This is a genomic window from Kangiella profundi, from assembly GCF_002838765.1.
GTDB classification, from domain to species: Bacteria; Pseudomonadota; Gammaproteobacteria; order Enterobacterales; family Kangiellaceae; genus Kangiella; species Kangiella profundi.
In genome coordinates this window covers 1,035,715-1,050,388 of record NZ_CP025120.1, presented here as the reverse complement: position 1 = coordinate 1,050,388, position 14,674 = coordinate 1,035,715, and the positions used below count along the sequence as shown (strand labels likewise).

The 14,674-nt window shown below is 43.5% G+C and carries 14 protein-coding genes; 4 read left to right on the top strand and 10 right to left on the bottom strand.

Features of this window, described 5'->3' with window-relative positions; all coding sequences use genetic code 11:
* Window positions 1-58: 58 nt before the first annotated feature.
* Entirely contained in the window at window positions 59-526 is a 468-nt protein-coding gene (locus CW740_RS04985) for a hypothetical protein (protein ID WP_227523900.1), read from the top strand.
* 65 nt (window positions 527-591) lie between these two features.
* On the opposite strand, the gene CW740_RS04980 is transcribed toward CW740_RS04985, so the two are convergent.
* Complete coding sequence (locus CW740_RS04980; protein WP_106646502.1) at window positions 592-993, bottom strand: hypothetical protein; 402 nt, start codon at window positions 991-993, stop codon at window positions 592-594.
* A 309-nt stretch (window positions 994-1,302) separates the two neighbouring features.
* Here CW740_RS04980 and purB point away from each other — a divergent pair, with 309 nt between their 5' ends.
* From purB to CW740_RS04965, 3 genes are all read left to right on the top strand, one after another.
* A complete protein-coding gene (gene purB, locus CW740_RS04975; RefSeq protein ID WP_106646501.1) occupies window positions 1,303-2,667 on the top strand; it encodes an adenylosuccinate lyase in 1,365 nt (454 codons plus the stop codon).
* Window positions 2,668-2,684: 17 nt separating this feature from the next.
* The gene (locus CW740_RS04970) at window positions 2,685-3,845 is read left to right on the top strand and encodes a cupin domain-containing protein (RefSeq protein ID WP_106646500.1); all 1,161 of its coding nucleotides are present in this window, start codon (window positions 2,685-2,687) and stop codon (window positions 3,843-3,845) included.
* A gap of 63 nt (window positions 3,846-3,908) precedes the next feature.
* Window positions 3,909-5,312, top strand: a complete 1,404-nt coding sequence (locus CW740_RS04965) for an MATE family efflux transporter (protein WP_106646499.1) — start codon at window positions 3,909-3,911, stop codon at window positions 5,310-5,312.
* A 74-nt stretch (window positions 5,313-5,386) separates the two neighbouring features.
* Here the strand turns inward: CW740_RS04965 and CW740_RS04960 are convergent, their stop codons facing one another.
* The 9 genes from CW740_RS04960 to CW740_RS04920 all read right to left on the bottom strand — a co-directional run bounded on the left by CW740_RS04960 (window position 5,387) and on the right by CW740_RS04920 (window position 14,365).
* A complete protein-coding gene (locus CW740_RS04960) occupies window positions 5,387-6,115 on the bottom strand; it encodes a Slp family lipoprotein (RefSeq protein ID WP_106646498.1) in 729 nt (242 codons plus the stop codon).
* 119 nt (window positions 6,116-6,234) lie between these two features.
* Window positions 6,235-6,942, bottom strand: coding sequence for a tRNA (adenosine(37)-N6)-threonylcarbamoyltransferase complex dimerization subunit type 1 TsaB (gene tsaB, locus CW740_RS04955; protein ID WP_106646497.1), 708 nt, complete (start codon window positions 6,940-6,942; stop codon window positions 6,235-6,237).
* Window positions 6,943-6,951: 9 nt separating this feature from the next.
* Window positions 6,952-8,913 (bottom strand): ATP-dependent DNA helicase, encoded by a 1,962-nt coding sequence (locus CW740_RS04950; RefSeq protein WP_106646496.1) that lies wholly within the window; start codon window positions 8,911-8,913, stop codon window positions 6,952-6,954.
* Window positions 8,914-8,934: 21 nt separating this feature from the next.
* On the bottom strand, window positions 8,935-9,927 hold the full coding sequence (gene hemH / locus CW740_RS04945; RefSeq protein ID WP_106646495.1) for a ferrochelatase: 993 nt from the start codon (window positions 9,925-9,927) through the stop codon (window positions 8,935-8,937).
* Window positions 9,928-9,967: 40 nt separating this feature from the next.
* Window positions 9,968-10,624 carry an adenylate kinase gene (gene adk, locus CW740_RS04940; RefSeq protein WP_106646494.1) on the bottom strand — a complete coding sequence of 219 codons (657 nt, stop codon included), beginning with the start codon at window positions 10,622-10,624 and terminating at the stop codon, window positions 9,968-9,970.
* A gap of 371 nt (window positions 10,625-10,995) precedes the next feature.
* On the bottom strand, window positions 10,996-11,352 hold the full coding sequence (locus CW740_RS04935) for a VanZ family protein (protein WP_106646493.1): 357 nt from the start codon (window positions 11,350-11,352) through the stop codon (window positions 10,996-10,998).
* A 159-nt stretch (window positions 11,353-11,511) separates the two neighbouring features.
* Window positions 11,512-11,805: a hypothetical protein gene (locus CW740_RS04930; RefSeq protein ID WP_106646492.1), complete on the bottom strand. Its 294-nt coding sequence runs from the start codon at window positions 11,803-11,805 to the stop codon at window positions 11,512-11,514.
* Between the two features lie 127 nt (window positions 11,806-11,932).
* A complete protein-coding gene (locus tag CW740_RS04925) occupies window positions 11,933-13,795 on the bottom strand; it encodes a DUF4209 domain-containing protein (RefSeq protein ID WP_106646491.1) in 1,863 nt (620 codons plus the stop codon).
* An 84-nt stretch (window positions 13,796-13,879) separates the two neighbouring features.
* On the bottom strand, window positions 13,880-14,365 hold the full coding sequence (locus CW740_RS04920) for a DUF2846 domain-containing protein (protein WP_106646490.1): 486 nt from the start codon (window positions 14,363-14,365) through the stop codon (window positions 13,880-13,882).
* Between the last annotated feature and the right edge of the window lie 309 nt (window positions 14,366-14,674).

The window sequence follows — 14,674 nt, the reverse complement described above, 5'->3', positions numbered from 1 at the left end:
ATTCAGTTGCAAGTTGCTATGCTATATTCGAGCTTACCAAAATCAATGAGGTATCATAATGAAGTTGATAAAGCCCCTATTGAGTATGACAGCTATAACATTAGTGCTAGGTATTTCAAGCAGTTATGCGATGTACAAAGGCCCAAAAAACAACCAGGGCAATAGCCAGAACCAAGCTAATGTCGCAGCAAAAGCTGAACGTGGCGGTATTTTCCACGATGATGAAATCCGCATTATTCGTGAGTATTATCATGACCATGATTATGGTGGTAAGCAGAAACAACTGCCTAAAGGTCTTAAGAAAAAATACGAAAGAACTGGTGAACTGCCTCCAGGCTGGGAAATGAAACTGCAGCGAGGAGAGGTGCTTTCAGAAGATGTATATCGCTATGGACGCCCCCTACCATATGATTTACGCCAGCGACTGCCAATTGGTCCGGTAGGTAGCAAGATTATTGAGGTGGAAGGCAAAATTATCCGCGTCATGGAGAATACTCGGGAGATTATCGATATTTTAAACCTGTAAGACGACCTTTTCTATCGACCATAAAAAAGCCAGCATCTGCTGGCTTTTTTATTTGAATCAATAAGTTATGAATTTGACTTAATTAAGCTAATCAGCGTCTTATTGTAAGCAGTTGCAAAATCACGTGTTTTTACACGAAGTTCTGCATGACGTGAGTTATAAACGACATCGGACATTCCGGCTAAAACCTCATAGTCACCGTTAGTGACTACCATTTCAGAAACATCTTCAGCCAACCCTGGGATCAAGATCTCACCATCATTAAGTACCGCTAAAAAGCGTTTAGACGATTTAAGCTTCTGCTTTGCTAATAGCTCAATATTGGCATCTTCAACCCATTCCATTTGCTCAATCAGCTCTTTACTTTCTTTTTTGGTGGCTTTACCTTCAATACCCACTGACTGCCCATCATCACATGCTGTCAGGGTCAATACAATCAGACCTGCCAATACCCACCACTTAATCATAAATCTACTTGCCTTGAGCAACTAAACGAGTTGCCGCGGATATTGACAAAAAAGTCACTAAAATAAAACCGAATATTTCCATATTTTTGTAAAGAATTGTCACATTAGCCCATCAATATCTCTCAGACCCAGTTTTATAGATGCCAAAAAGCGCCAGTTGCGGTATGATCCGCGTTTCGAAAAAAGCCATGCACAATTGGGCTGGCGGGTTCTAATTCTGTAGGCCGAATCGAATGGCCAAGCAACGAATCTGCCCAAATTTCATTCAGTTCTTCTTAAAGTTTGGAAACCAGTAACGGGAAACATCTCATGCAACTTTCAGCACTAACCGCAATTTCACCTGTCGATGGCCGCTACGGCTCAAAAGTCACTGATTTACGAAGTATTTTTAGTGAATTTGGTCTACTCAAATACCGTGTAACGGTTGAAGTCCGCTGGCTACAGGCTCTAGCTCAGGCAGATGCCATTAAAGAAGTTCCAGCGTTTTCTGATGAAGCCAACCAGCTGTTGAACACTATAGTTGAACATTTTGCAGAAAGTGATGCAGAAAAAATTAAGGAAATTGAGCGTACCACTAACCATGACGTAAAAGCTGTTGAGTATTTCCTCAAAGAAAAAATTCGCCATAGTGATGAATTGGATAACGTCAGTGAGTTTATTCACTTCGCTTGTACCTCTGAAGACATCAATAACCTGTCATATGCCTTAATGCTGAAAGAAGGTACTGAAGCGCTGGCTAAATACCAGCAGGAGATTTGCCAATCTATTAGAAGCCTGGCGGATCAGTTTGCAGAAATTCCAATGATGTCACGTACTCATGGTCAGCCAGCCTCTCCTTCTACCATGGGCAAGGAAATGGCTAATGTGGTCTATCGTCTTGAGCGTCAGCTAAAGCAGATTCAAAGTCAGGAAATCTTAGGCAAAATTAATGGTGCTGTCGGTAACTACAATGCCCACCTTTCGGCTTACCCAGAGTTTGACTGGCAGTCATTCGCGCAAGAATTCGTGACTTCTCTAGGTTTAACTTGGAATCCCTACACAACTCAGATCGAGCCACACGATTATATGGCCGAACTGTTCGATGCCATTGCTCGTTTCAATACAGTTGTGATCGATTTTGACCGTGACGTCTGGGGTTACATTGCATTAGGCCACTTCAAGCAAAAAACTGTTGCTGGAGAAATTGGCTCATCAACCATGCCGCATAAAGTAAACCCGATTGACTTTGAAAACTCAGAAGGCAACTTGGGTATTGCTAATGCATTATTTGATCACCTTGCGATGAAACTACCGATTTCACGTTGGCAGCGCGACCTGTCTGACTCAACTGTACAGCGTGTTCTAGGCGTTGGTTATGCGCATAGTGTTATCGCCTATCAAGCAACTCTAAAAGGTATTTCGAAGCTTGAGGTTAACGAGAAATCATTGCTGGACGAACTAAACGCTAACTGGGAGTTGCTGGCTGAGCCAATTCAGACTGTCATGCGTCGATATGCAATCCCTAATCCTTATGAAAAGCTAAAAGAGCTTACTCGTGGTAAGCGAGTGACTCGCGAAGATATGCAGGCTTTTATCGACTCACTCGAGTTACCAGAAGATGAAAAGCAACGTCTGAAGCAACTGACGCCGGCAACTTATATTGGTAATGCTATCAGCCAGGCGAAAAACATCTAAGTCATGACAGGCTGTTTATGAGCAAGATTCTCGGTGACATTAGTACTGAGCAATTCCTGAAGGAATATTGGCAAAAGCGCCCCTTGTTAATCCGAGGGGCGTTTTCTTCTGCACTGGTGTCAGGCGAAAACGCACTGATAACCGCAGATGAACTAGCTGGTTACAGCCTTGAAGATGACATTGAGTCTCGATTGATCCAGTGCGATGGACAGAATTGGCAGCTGGAACACGGTCCTATTGATGAGACCAGATTTGCCGAGCTAAAGGATGAAAATTGGACTTTGCTCGTACAGTCACTGGATTATTTTCATCCGCCGCTATCTGAGTTAATTAAGGCATGCAACTTTATTCCTCGCTGGCGACTGGATGATGTCATGGTGTCTTACGCGACAAATGGTGGCGGTGTTGGACCTCACCTCGATAAATATGACGTTTTCTTAATCCAGGGGGACGGACAAAGGCGCTGGCGTGTTGGGCATAAAAACCAAAACACCATAGCAGTCAGCCCTCATCCACAAATCGCTCAAATTGAGCCTTTTGATGCGGAAATAGATGTAATCGTCAATCCAGGTGACATGCTTTATATTCCACCGAATACACCACACTGGGGTGAATCGATAGGCAACAGTATCTGTTACTCCGTCGGCTTTCGCGCTCCGAATATTGGCGGCATCATTCAAAAGCTGATGCAGTTGCCCCACACAGAATTAGACCAACTGTGGAGCGACGAAAACAAACTGACTGTTGAGTCTAATGGCGGTGAATTGTCTGACGATATGAGCAAATGGGCACAGCAGCAGCTTAGCCAGCTTTGGACATCAGATGATTACCTCACAGCTTTTGGTAAAGAAGTTACAGAATTAAAGTACCCCGATTTATTAGAAGTGCCGTTAGAAGATGAACTAAGCAACTGGATTGCTCTTGCTCTAGATGAAGGTATAAAAGCTGATCCCTTGGCGCGTATAACTTACATTGAAAAGCAAGATGGTCTTTGGTTATTTATCAATGGTGAATACCAACCGATGGACTCCAGACTGACTCCAGTCGTCACTCAATTGAATCGGACATTAGAGTGCTCTTCAGAGCAATTGGCATCGCTGGATAAGAACATATCAAATGATTTTCTAGCATTTGCCCTAGGGCTGGGTGCGATAAAACCAGCCTCATTCGATATATAATAAATAGCCCTCGTCGAACGAGGGCTTTTGTGAATCACAGTGAATTAATTAGACAGGTTTCTCATGGCAGATTCTGCTGACAACAAAACATCAAATCACAGCAGTCACTCATGGCAAGATATTCGCCATGAAACCAGTGCGATTATCAGAATTGCCATACCTGCCATTCTTGCCCAGTTAGCCCAGATGTCACTTGGGGTGATTGATACCTTAATGGCAGGTAACTACAGCAGCAATGCCCTCGCCGCTGTCGGTACAGGCTTTAATGCCTTTATGATTATCTTTTCCCTATTCATGGGATTGATGATGGCCATCAATCCCATGGTGGCGCACTTTAACGGTCAGGGCAAAATGGAAAGCATTGGCAAGACATTCCAGATGGGCATGTTTCTGGCCATTATTTTCGGCATCATCACCTTTATATTGCTACGCAATGTGGATCCTTTCCTAACGCTGCTGGGGGTAGAGGAAGCTATTGTCGAAACCACTGGTGGCTACCTTAAAGCACTCAGCTGGGGCTGTGTTTTCGCCTTCTTATTTATTGCCCTACGCTCTGGTAATGAAGGGTTATTTTCTACCAAAATCATTATGATTTGTTCCTTCATGGTGATTCCATTCAACTTACTGTTTAATACCTGGTTCATTTATGGCGGCCTTGGTGTTCCAGCCATGGGAGCCATTGGTGTCGGCTATGCAACCAGCGTTGTCTGGACCCTGCTGTTTCTATTTTTATTATTTTTTACCTGGCGTAACCCATCTTTTGCCAGCCTCAATATTTTTAAGAAAGTTCGCCTTCCCACCTGGAAGTTAATTAAAGAATTTTTCTCAATTGGCACACCGATGTCGCTGGGACTGCTGATGGAAGTCAGCATGTTTGGCATGATCGGGATTCTGGTTGCTCGCTATGGAGTAGACCTGACAGGTGCTCATCAGATTGCTATGAACATTGCCACGGTTGCCTTTATGGTGCCCTGGGGTTTGTCGATTGCGATTACCGCTCGCGTTGGCTATTGGATGGGCAGACAAGACTATCGCCAGATGCGTCTTTCGGGCTTTTGTGGCATTGGTGCGAGCCTATTTTTCCAGGCAGTATCGGTAACCATAATGCTCTTCTTCCGTTATGAGCTGGTAGGAGTCTACACCGATAACCAGGCGATCATCGAGATTTCTGCTTCATTGATATTCCTAGCCGCCATTTTCCAATTCTCAGATGGTCTGCAAGTTAACAGCGCAGGCGCCCTACGAGGTATGAAAGATACTAAAATACCAACGGTATATATGGCCATTGCCTATTGGCTAATTGGATTTCCGATTGGAATTTATTTGGCCGACCACATGGACCTTAAAGTTCAAGGCTTCTGGATAGGTATCATTTTTGGCCTTACCGTTGCGGCAATCCTGCTGCTTGGACGTTTCATTCACCGATCCAAGCAGACCATAGCATTTGCAGAATCTGGCAAAAGCTAATCAATTGTTCCATTTCAAAAAAAAAAGCCGCTCACAATTGCGAACGGCTTTTTAGACAACCAATATACTGGTAATTATTTCTGCTTTATAAAACCATCACCTAACTTAGGACTAACTCTTGGTTTGCTAGCAGGTCTTGGACTTGGTGTCGGCTGAACTCTGACTTCAGGTTCAGGACTACGTGGTTGAACCCTTGTTTTTGGCATCGGCGGATCATTTGGCTGTTTATCAAGGTTCGGATCAACACGCGGTTCATAATCTCGAATCACACGATAACGATAATAGTAAGGCCAATGGTAAGGACGGTGATAGAACCAGTATGGATCCCACATTGAATAAACTTCAACATATTCACGACGTGGACGTTCTTTCCACAAATAATGACTTCGTGTATCTACCACCGGGAAATTGATCTCATGTTTCCCAACTTTGCCTGGCATGGGTTCACCCAACATACCAACAAAAGTGATTTCTTTACCTTTCTGGTAGATCATGGGATCAAGGAAGCCTGGAACGCGTGCGATGAAGCGGCCACCGGTCTGGCTGTCTTTAACTGGACGAGCTTGACGGTCTAACGGCAAGTTAACAACTTCTATCAAAGTATCTTTTTCAAGATTTTCCACTCGGGCAATTACACCACCCCAGCGAACCTCTTCTCCAGCGTAGGTTGCAGGGCTTTGAGCTACCTGAGCAAAATCAACTCGGTTAGCTTTATCAAGCTCAATTGATTCCGGCACATTAGCACAAGCCGCTAACAAAGCAGCCATTGCACCAACTGATAAAAATTTTAAATACTGTCGCATTAAATGCCTCCCTTTATCTGGTCTGTCTTAATTCTAGAGAGTAATTAAAATCAGACACTTAACTCATATTGCTTTATGTGTAACACAAAGTCTATGAACACTTCCTGAATTTTAGAGATTCATGCAGGCTTGCCCTGCTCTGAGACTTTTTTTGCTACATTGTTACGCAAATATACGGGTTGAGCCTGCTCTGCGTCGACTGCTGCTCCCTTCGCTAACTGCTCTGAAACCCAGGGCAACATTTTCTCAGCATCAGGAAAAGAAACCGTTTCTTCAATCACCAGCGATACATTGCTTCGTTGTGCAAGCTGATCTGGATAAGTTTGCCAGCCGCTGCCAACAGCTCTATAAATGATAGACGGTTTTAACTGACTGATAGTGACAGAATCTGGCTCTGCAACTTCTTCATCACCAACTAATGTCATCAGACCATCCTGAAATTGATACACCCCCCAATAAACCTCGCCCATTCGTGCATCAATAGCCGACAAGATATTCTTCTCACCAGTGCTTTGATAGGCCGCTTGCGCCATTGCCTGCAAACTGGATACTCCTACCACTGGCACACCGGCGCCATAAGCAAGTCCCTGCACAATACTGATGCAAATACGCAGACCGGTAAATGCTCCTGGACCTTGTCCATAACCTATAACATCAAGTTCGCTAAGCTTTATCTGCGCCTGCTCCAACAAGCTATCAATCATGGGTAAAACCAGCTCGCCATGTTGGCGAGGTGCAACTTTATAGTTTGAATAAACTTGCTCACCTGACTGTAGTGCAACCGAGCAGGCTTCTGTAGAAGTATCAATGACAAGGATATTTGACATGGAAATTGTTTAATCTTGTGTTAGATTTTCAAGAAATTCTATCACAGTCTTCTGTTCACGCGTACGCCGCATTGGCGGTAAGCTACGCAAAAAGCGTTTGCCATAAGCATTGGCGATTAATCGTGGATCACAGAGAACCAGCACGCCGCGATCACTCTGATCTCGAATCAAACGACCAGCACCTTGTTTTAGGGCAATAATGGCTTCGGGAATCTGTAGGTCAAAAAATGGATTCTTACCGGACTTTCGCATCGCCTGAATCTTTGCTTCAATCAAAGGCTCATCAGGAGCTGCAAACGGTAATTTATCAATGATGACACAGCTTAGTGCAAGGCCTTTAACATCCACCCCTTCCCAGAAGCTTGAAGTTGCCAGCAATACCGCGTTGCCAGCTTCTCTAAAATCTTCAATCAATTGATTTTTAGGCTTTTCACCCTGCATCAGTACCGTTTTATCTAATAACTGATCTTTCCATAATTCCTGAACCTGGTGCATGGCTGAATAACTGGTGAAAAGCACAAATGTACCACCCGGATTAGCCTCAACTATCGGTAGTACAGCCTTTTGCCAGCTATTGATAAAATCTTTTGACCTCGGATCTGCCAAGCCACGAGGGATGTGGAGTAAAGCCTGAGAGTCATAATCAAAAGGACTAGGCAATTCAAGTTCACACGCTTCATCAAGACCAAGTCGCTCTTTAAAATGCTTAAAGTCACTGACACCCTTACTACTGGCCTGAGTGATAGTTGCCGAAGTAAAAACCCAGGTGCGGGTTGATTGCTCACGGCAGCTTTGCGCAAAGGCTTGAGATACATCGAGCGGTGTTTCCAGTACAGCAAATCCTTGTCGGTAGGTTTCAACCCAGCGAACGGCTGTTAGCTCCTGATCCTTATCGCTGAAAAACGCCAATGTATGCAGACACTCTTCAGATCGCTTATGACACGAGTCCAAACCTTTAGATCGGGAAGCATGGCGCTCAAGTCGGCTATGCAAAGCACTCAATTCTTTTTTGAGTTCAGTAAATAATTGTTTGCGCTGTGGGTTAACAATCTGTTGCCAGTTTTTCTTTTGGCCAGACTCGCCAAGACTCAATCGAATCTCATTAACGGCGCCTTCTACGCGACGGACAGCTACAGACAACTGACGATCATCTTTGGCATTGGTCAAAGCTTCAAGCTCTGTGTCACGACAAATTTCCATCAGCTGTCGGCTGGTCAGCCGTCTACCGTAAAAGCTATGAGCTATATCAGCTAGCTGATGCGCCTCATCAACAACAACGATATCTGCATCTGGTAATAACTCACCAAAACCATCCTCTTTGAGCACCATATCAGCCAACAACAAATGATGGTTTACCACCACCACGTCGGCTGAAACCGCTCTTTGACGGGCTTTGGCAACAAAGCATTCGGCATAATCTGGGCATTCTGAGCCAAGGCAGTTTTCATTGGTCGAAGTCACATAAGACCATAGCGGGTCATTATCAGCCAGATCCGTACATTGAGTAAGGTCGCCGCTGGAGGTTTGAACGGACCAGTCATTCACACGACTTAAGGTATCCACCATTGAGCGGCTTTGGAAACGCCCGCTTTCAAGGCTTTGCTGCAGGCGATATTGGCATAGATAGTTATTGCGCCCTTTTAATAAGGCAATTTTTGGTGAGATAGACAGTGCTTTACAGATATCAGGAAGGTCCCGAAAATACAGCTGGTCCTGGAGATTCTTGGTTCCGGTAGAGACAATGATTTTACTGTCTTGCTCATACCAGCTCTTCAAAGCAGGCACAAGATAGGCAAAGGTTTTGCCAGTTCCGGTTCCTGCTTCAATACAGATTGAGGCTTCTTCTTTAATGGCAGATTCAATCGACTGCGCCATTTGCTCCTGCTCGGAACGTCGGACAAAGCCTTCAAAATAATCAGCCAAAAGGCCATCAGCAGAAAAGAGTTCTTCTAGGGAAGCTAATGAAGCCATTGGTCAGAAATGCTTAATGAGCTATTTAAGCAAACGCTGCTCAATCAATGTGAGCATCATTTCAACATGGGCATCATCATCATTTAAAGCAGGAATGTATTGGTAATGCTTACCGCCATTCTCAATAAAGACTTCTTTATTTTCTTCAGCGATTTCTTCAAGAGTTTCAAGGCAATCGGCACTAAAGGCCGGGCAAACAACCTGTACCGACTCAACACCCTCTTTGCCCCAGGTTTCAAGAGTGGCATCGGTATACGGTTTAATCCATTCTTCCTTACCAAAACGCGACTGGAAAGAAGTCAGATAATCACCTTCTTCCAGACCGAGTTCCTTGATGACCAGCTCAGTGGTTTTATGGCACTGTTGCTCATAAGGGTCGCCACCTTTACTGAAACGCTCAGGGACACCATGGTACGAAAACAGTAATTTATCTGCCTTGCCATGCTCATTCCAATGACGTTGAATCGAATCAGCCAGCGCTTTGATATACAAAGGATGATCATGATAATCACCGACAAAGGTGAACTCAGGAACAAAAAACTCTTGCTTCATAGCCTTAGCCACCCGATCAAAAATCGAGGCTGTCGAGGCAGAACTATACTGAGGATAAAGTGGTAACACGATGATTCGTTCGCAACCCTGATTCTTCAGTGCTTTTAAAGCCTTCGGAATTGATGGGTTACCATAGGCCATGGCTATTTCAACTGGGATATGCTTGCCGTATTCCTGCTCCACAAAACGATCATTCATCATGATTTGAAGCTTTTTACGTTGGCGCTGGGTAATCGCAAGTAAAGGCGAGCCTTCTCGAGTCCAAATGGACTTATAGAGTTTAGCTACTCTGGCAGGACGAATACGCAAAATAATACCGTGCAGGATAAGACACCAGACCCAACGGGTAAGCGACACTACACGGTAATCATGAAGAAACTCGGCTAGATAGCGACGAACCGCTTTGGGAGTCGGTTCGTCAGGTGTTCCTAAATTACAGAGGAGAACTCCTTGTTTTTTCAAAAACAGCCTCTCTTATTCGATAAAACTAAAGGTGAGTGGATTATGATTCCAAACCCGTGAAAATTGCGTCACGAATATCTTCAACCGAACCAACACCCTTGACTTTAACGTACTCTGGAGCTGCCTCAGCATCTTTGGCTGCCCAGTCAGAATAGTACTCAATCAAAGGCTTAGTCTGCTCAACGTAAACCGCTAGACGGCGACGAATGGTATCTTCTTTATCATCGTCACGCTGAATCAATGGCTCACCCGTTACATCATCTTTACCCGCCTCTTTAGGAGGGTTATAAGTCACATGGTAAACGCGACCCGAAGCAGGATGTACACGACGACCACTCAAACGCTTAACAATCTCTTCGTGATCAACATCGATCTCAACCACATAATCAACATCGATATTGTTTTCACGCATGGCGTCAGCCTGAGGAATGGTGCGAGGGAACCCGTCAAGCAGGTAACCATTAGCACAATCGGCTTCTTTTACACGCTCTTTAACGATACCAATGATAATGTCGTCTGACACCAACTCACCAGCATCCATCTTTTGTTTGGCCTGTAAACCAAGCTCAGTTCCGGCTTTGACCGCCGCGCGTAACATATCCCCGGTCGAAATCTGAGGAATATCGTACTTTTCTTTAATGAATTGAGCCTGTGTACCCTTACCAGCACCTGGCGCGCCAAGCAAAATTATGCGCATCTGCGAAATCTCCTACAAGTAGTCGCAAAGTATGAGTTATAAGGCGCTAAAGATACTTGGAATGGCATGGTATCTCAAGTAAAAAATCCCCCAATTTCCCGTTTTACGAGCCATTGCAGGGAATTGCAGTCATAAGTGGGTGGCAGGGAGAGCGCTTAATAGGATGGGTTAGCAAAATTGCGTAACCCATCTATAATTAGGAGGATGTATAGCTTTCCTAATTACTTGAGACTTAAAAAATGCGGACAGGCACATTGGCCTGCCCCTACCTTAAATCAGTAGTACTTGTCATCCCGCGGCTGTGACCGCGGGATCCAGTGCCTATTTAATTGTTATTTGAACACCTTATTTCAGGAATTAGGATAAGTCTCTTATTCCTTCACCAGGTACGGCTTCAACAAGAACCCAACCACAACACCGGTCAATACACCCAGCGAATTGGCCAGCAAATCCAGCCACTCAAAACCACGGTTCGGAATAAACTGTTGTAGAAATTCAATAAAGAGAGAAAAAAGAATACAGCCAATCACAATTTGCCAACTGGGGTGCTTCTTCGAACCCATCCTCGCAAGAAACGCCAGACCCGCGTAACCAATAAAATGCAGAGCCTTATCCCAAGGTAAATCCTTCGGCAACTGCTTGCCCGGCATTAACGACATCGCAAAAATCGCCAAACAAGCAATCACAAACAAAACTTTAAATAATCGACTGTTTAAAAACTGAACCATAAAAAAACCGCCAAAGGCGGTGGAACTGTAGAGTTAGCAAGATTCTAACAACTAATAATTGAGGTTACTAGAGACTTATGACTGTAGGGTACCCAGGGGGCAGACCCTACGTCATAACGCACCAGTATCGCTTCGGTGTATTTTAAGACTAAACTTTTCTTAATCACCCATCATTTTAAATGCAACACTATCATTGTTAGTTTGTAGCGCCTTCTTCTTACGGCCGAGTTTAAAGATATTAATACCCGCCCAAAGTGTTAGAACCGCGCCAACAGCAACCAGTGAATAGACAACAATATTATTTGCAAGTAAAGAATGAATGTTTGCTCCCTCTCCAGTTATTAGCGAATAAGCACCGAGTCCTAGAATGATATTAGCAGGGACATCTAAGATGATGTACTTCTTGATTTGCTTGTCTATAGTTTGAATAGATGTTTCCGTATCTGTAGTCATAATAATCACCTCGTTGTTATTAACAATTTAAATATCGAACCGCGAATTATAACGCTTCGCATCAACGGCAGCCAAAATCGGCGCGACGAAGAAGCGACGCTTTTGGCTGTCCGAGTGCATGCATTTGTTAGGCATTATCTTCTGCCCGACCTTCGCTTTCTTGTTGGTTGGCACGATTTGCATTCCAAAAGGTGTTAAATATAAGACGAAAAGTAAGCCACCAAGCATAGATTGAATATATATTTTGGCTTTCCTCATACCCGATAAGACCGTGCGCTAATTCATTTCGTAGATTAGGTCCGAAAGGATCACAAAATATTGCTTTTAATTCGAAGGAAAGATCTTTTCCAAAGATATCTTCTACCTTTGGATTATCCATTAGCGTGCTAAGACCGTTTTCGTTCTCTATGCCGTTAATGTCTATATTGGTTGTCTTTTCCCCATGTTGTTTTAGGTGATATCTAACTAAGTTTTCTATCTGGGGGATAAGCAAATGCAAGGCACTAATAAAATCGCCATCGAAGCCTTGAAAAAGCGCTTTTGCCATAAGCCGAATCCTATCTGGAGGCACTACCGGAGACCTTTTTACAACCGAATAAAAATCCGCCTCCTTTAACCTGTGCTCTTGCCTAATTACTTCAAGAGCTGGCCAGATATCACCCTGTACTACCAAGCTGAGTTCCATAGCGTAGTGCTTAACCATTTCTGGCCAGATGACTGACTCTTGATTTTCTCCCCCAAGATCAGCAGCAGGTTTCTTTGCAACCACTCTTCCGTCTGATGACATATGGGTAGCTGCAAACAATGACTGCAAGGGGTGATTCCTTATCATTTCCTCAGAGAAGCTTCGTATTTTGTCAGCTCGTGCACCTCTGTAGACGTTTGCAAACTGCAATAGCGCTTCCGATAATTCCTTTCCTTTTACCGCTTTCACTGAGTTTTCAATTAGTTCGCTGATATCTATTGGCCCAGATGTAATCTGGCCCATTTCATTAAGTGAGTTTTCTCCTGCCTCATTCATTAGCCCCCTGAGTTCAACGATCCTTTCCTCAACATTGTGTTGATCGCGGAGCGCTTTCGGAATTGTTCTGTATTTATGTATCGCGCTTTCATAAAAACTCGCGGCAACCATGTTGCTAGGATTAGCACTAGCCTGTCTAGCGATTGCCTCCTTAACCCAACACTCTGCATTTTTAACAATCATTACTGTGGATTGTGGTACATCTTCTGATTTTTTATACCATTCTGATGCTGCGTCTAAATAATCTCTTGCTCTATGAAGATCGCCGGAGTCTTCAAAGTAAGTAGCAAGCGCCTCAAGTTTTTCAGCAATATCCTTCTTATCTTTAACTCCCAAGTGGTGCTTTGAAAGTAAATCAGCCAGCCAGTTGGCCAAATATCCATCTTCCGGCGAAGATTCTTTCAGCGCCTCAACTATTTTTGACTCTATCTCTTTTAACCTTTCGCCGGCGCCAGCCCGAAGCATTAAACATAGCTGTATCGCCCTATCCCAACATTCCCGACCATCTCGAATCCAACTTTCGGTCCCGATTTCAATACTTCTATAATTATCTATCGCAGAGAGTGCATGCTGAGGATTCTTCGGCTTTAATAGCAACCACGCTATATCTGAAATTCTTGCACATAATTTTGGCTCATCAATAAAAGGTATAATTTGTGAAAAGAACTCGATGTCTTCATTTTTAAAATCTTCTGGAAGTGCCGAACGTTTTCCATCCATGACCATAAAAGGTGCAAAAGGCTCGTTCAAACTATTAGGCTTCAAACTCATTGAGCAGGCATCTGCAAGTAACCAAAGTACTTTCCCTGCTTCTAAATTACCTTCTTCTGTAGCCTTCCTTGCTCTCGACGATAGCTGTTGCCACATGGATGAATAGTCTTCTCGACGTGCTTCTTCCAATGCCTCGCGCCAACCACAAGCATTAAAGTCATCCAATGAAATATTTGTATTCTCTGGGTAACGTTCCATGATGTTCCAAACCTATTTATTGCCTAACGCTTTAAACAGCGGAAAACGCGAGCGTAGCGAGTGGTTTTCCGCTGATTTAACTTGTTATATCGCATTATGCCATGCCCTGAGTTCTTTCATCTCTTCAAGAGCTTGGTGTTTTTCAACCAAATACCAACCATAAGTAGAATTCAGAAGCATATTGTATTGAGTTTTAATTTCTATGTCAGAAGCTGATTTTTGACCAACAAGTTGATAAACAAAGAAATACTCTTTCCCTGCCTCAAAGTTGAACTCAAATTCTAAGTTAGCGATTTTAATTGGCGCATTAGGGGTAAAAGAAACTTCTTTATTTCCAGGTTCGACCATGACTTTTGCGAATCCCGGATAACCAATGCAACCTTCATATTTGTCATTTATGCCAACCAACAGGCAAGAATTAACTCCGGGCATATCAAACTGGTAAAAATATGCGACAGCCTTATCGTTACTATGTTGTTTTGAATAATTGAAGGTGGGTCCTTGTGGTATTACTTCAGTGCTCATGCAACCAGATAGCACGAGCACCATTAAAACTGAAAGAATTCTCATTAGCTAAACATCCTTTTTGCGATATAACATTTTATTATACGAATTCAATCCTAAGACTTTATTATCATTGATCTTTTTTTACAAGTGTCGATTTTATGGTTATTTAGGAGATTAGCGGATCCCTTAATCCTCGCAACTATTTTCTTTATCTCTATTTAAATCATTAAGTTAAAGGTTATGACTAATAACAATAGCGGTGCAGATGCAATACAATTGACCTTGAAAAGTACACATTCGCCAATAATGATATCCTACAGATGGCTTTCTTATTTACATAAAAAAGCCCGCATATTGCGGGCTTTTAATTTC